The following is a 2,920-nucleotide window of genomic DNA, read 5'->3' as shown; positions in this document are numbered from 1 at the left end:
CGGGGCCCGACGGGCCCCGCCGCCTCCGCGTCAGGCCGCCGCGTCCGCCGCCTGGGCGCGGAGCGCCCGTTCCACGCCCGCGCGGGACTCGGTGACCAGCCGGCGCAGGGCCGCCGACGGCTTCGCCGCCTCCAGCCACGCGTCCGTCGCGTCGAGCGTCTCCTGAGCGACCTGCGTCGTCGGGTAGAAGCCGAGCGCGATGCCCTGGCCCGCCTCGTGGCTGCGCCGCTCCCACACGTCGGCGATCACCTCGAAGTACCGGTCCCGGTAGGGCGCCAGCAGCTCCCGCTGGTCGGTCTGGACGAAGCCGCCGATCGTGGCCTCCCGCACCGCGTTGGGCAGCGACTCGTCGTTGATCACCGCGTCCCAGGCGGCGGCCTTCGCCTCCGCCGTCGGCCGGGCGGCGCGGGCCGCCGCCGCGTGCTCCTCGCCCGCCGAGGTCGGGTCGCGGCGCAGCTCGGCCTCGATGGCCGGCTCGTCGGCCCGCCCGGTGGCGACCAGCCGCAGCAGCAGCGCCCAGCGCAGCTCGGTGTCCACGTCCAGCCCGTCGATCGTGACCCTGCCGTCCAACAGGCCGGCCAGCACGTCGAGTTCGGCGTCGCTCCTGGCGCTGGCCGCCAGCGCCCGCGCCCAGGCCAGCTGGTGGTCGCTGCCCGGCTCGGCGGCGCGCAGCCGCTCCAGCGCCGCCGCCGACCAGCGCGCCAGCCCCTCCTCGCGCCACTCGGGCGCCGCGTAGAGGTCGAGCGCCAGCCGCACCTGGCGGTGCAGCGACTGGACCACGCCGATGTCGCTCTCCTTGCCGATGCCGTTCAACACCAGCGCCAGGTAGTCCCGCGTCGCCAACTCGCCGTCCCTGGTCATGTCCCAGGTGGAGGCCCAGCACAGGGCGCGCGGCAGCGACTCCGCGAAGTCGCCGACCCGCCGGGTGACCTGGGCGGTGGACTCGGGGTCGAGGCGGACCTTGGCGTAGGAGAGGTCGTCGTCGTTGAGCAGCACCACCGCCGGGCGGGGCCGGCCGACCAGCTCGGGGACCTCGGTCTCCTCGCCGGTGACGTCCAGCTCGATCCGGTGCGTGCGCACCAGCGCCTCGTCCACCGGGTCGTAGAGGCCGACGGCGATCCGGTGCGGGCGCAGCGTGGAGGTGCCCTTGGCGCCGGTCGGCAGCGGCGGGGCCTCCTGGCGGATCACGAACCGGGTGATCACGCCATCGGCGTCCACCTCGATCTCCGGGCGCAGGATGTTGATCCCGGCCGTCTCCAGCCAGGCCCTGGACCAGGACCTGAGGTCGCGGCCGCTGGTCTCCTCCAGCGCGGCCAGCAGGTCGGCCAGCCGGGTGTTGCCCCAGGCGTGGCGCTTGAAGTAGGTGCGCACGCCCTGGAAGAACTCGTCCCTGCCGACGTAGGCGACCAGCTGCTTGAGCACCGAGGCGCCCTTGGCGTAGGTGATGCCGTCGAAGTTGACCAGGACGTCGTCCAGGTCGGTGATGTCGGCCATGATCGGGTGGGTGGACGGCAGTTGGTCCTGCCGGTACGCCCAGGTCTTCATCTGGTTGGCGAAGCCGGTCCAGGCGTGCGGCCACTGGCTGCCGGGGGCCTGCGCCTGGCAGGCGATGGAGGTGTAGGTGGCGAACGACTCGTTGAGCCACAGGTCGTTCCACCACTCCATGGTGACCAGGTCGCCGAACCACATGTGGGCCAGCTCGTGGAGGATGGTCTCCGCCCTGGCTTCGTAGGCGGCGTCGGTCATCTTGGAGCGGAAGACGTACTGGTCCCTGATGGTGACCGCGCCGGCGTTCTCCATGGCGCCCGCGTTGAACTCGGGGACGAAGAGCTGGTCGTACTTGGCGAACGGGTACGGGTAGTCGAACTGCTCCTCGAACCAGTCGAAGCCCTGCTTGGTGACGGCGAACAGCGCCTCGGCGTCGAGATGTTCGGCGAGCGAGGGGCGGCAGTAGAGGCCGAGCGGAACGGAGCGGCCCTCGCCCTCCCAGGTGTCGTGCACCGCGTGGTAGGGGCCGGCGATCAGCGCGGTCACATAGGTGGAGAGCCGGGGCGTCGGCTCGAAGCGCCAGACGTTGTCGACCGGTTCCGGGGTGGGCGAGTTGGAGATCACGGTCCAGCCCTCGGGGGCGGTGACGGTGAACTCGAACGTCGCCTTGAGGTCGGGCTGCTCGAAGCAGGCGAAGACGCGGCGGGCGTCCGGGACCTCGAACTGGGTGTAGAGGTAGGTCTGTTGGTCGACCGGGTCGACGAAGCGGTGCAGACCCTCGCCGGTGTTGGTGTAGGCGCACTGGGCGACGACCAGCAGCTCGTTGGGGCCCTCGACCACCTCGGGCAGGGCGATCCTGGAGTCGGCGAAGACCTCGGCCACATCGAGGGCGGTGCCGTTGAGCACGACCTCGTCGACCTCGGGCGCGATCAGGTCGATGAACGTGGCCCCGGCGGTGCGCGCGGTGAAGTGGACGGTGGTGCGGGAGCCGAACCGGGGAGAGGACCCGGAGGTCCCGGAGGAACCAGCGGAGGAGGTGCCGCCCTGGGGCGCCCCGGAGATGTCGAGCGCGATCTGGTAGCGATCGACACTGATCAGTTCGGCGCGTTCCTGGGCCTCTTGCCGGGTCAGGTTGGTACCGGGCACCTGGTTCTCCTTCTCTGTGTTCTCTGTGCGTCTGCGCGATGGGTGTGCGGGTGGGGGGAGGCCGTTGTCCGCGTCATCCTCGCACGGGGGACCGACACCGGGCCGCCGCCTTTTCACCGGCGCCCCTCCGGCGGCGGCGTCGCGCGGCGCCCGGCGCGCCGGTGCCCGTTCGGCGCCGGTGCCCCGTTCAGCGGGGGAGCACCACCACCCAGTCCGTGCCGGGCCGGGTCGCCCCGGCCTGGAGCGCGGCGCGGACGGCGGTCGCCTGCCGCCGCCAGGACGCGTG

Annotated in this window: 1 protein-coding gene; it reads right to left on the bottom strand. The window is 72.5% G+C overall.

Features of this window, described 5'->3' with window-relative positions:
• Nucleotides 1–30 precede the first annotated feature (30 nt).
• The gene (gene pepN / locus EBN88_RS29420) at nucleotides 31–2,634 is read right to left on the bottom strand and encodes an aminopeptidase N (RefSeq protein ID WP_122400034.1); all 2,604 of its coding nucleotides are present in this window, start codon (nucleotides 2,632–2,634) and stop codon (nucleotides 31–33) included.
• Nucleotides 2,635–2,920 lie beyond the last annotated feature (286 nt).

The organism is Streptomyces triticirhizae (genome assembly GCF_003696235.1).
GTDB classification, from domain to species: Bacteria; Actinomycetota; Actinomycetes; order Streptomycetales; family Streptomycetaceae; genus Streptomyces; species Streptomyces triticirhizae.
The sequence above is the reverse complement of the archived record's forward strand: the minus strand, read 5'-3'. Positions and strand labels throughout refer to the sequence as shown.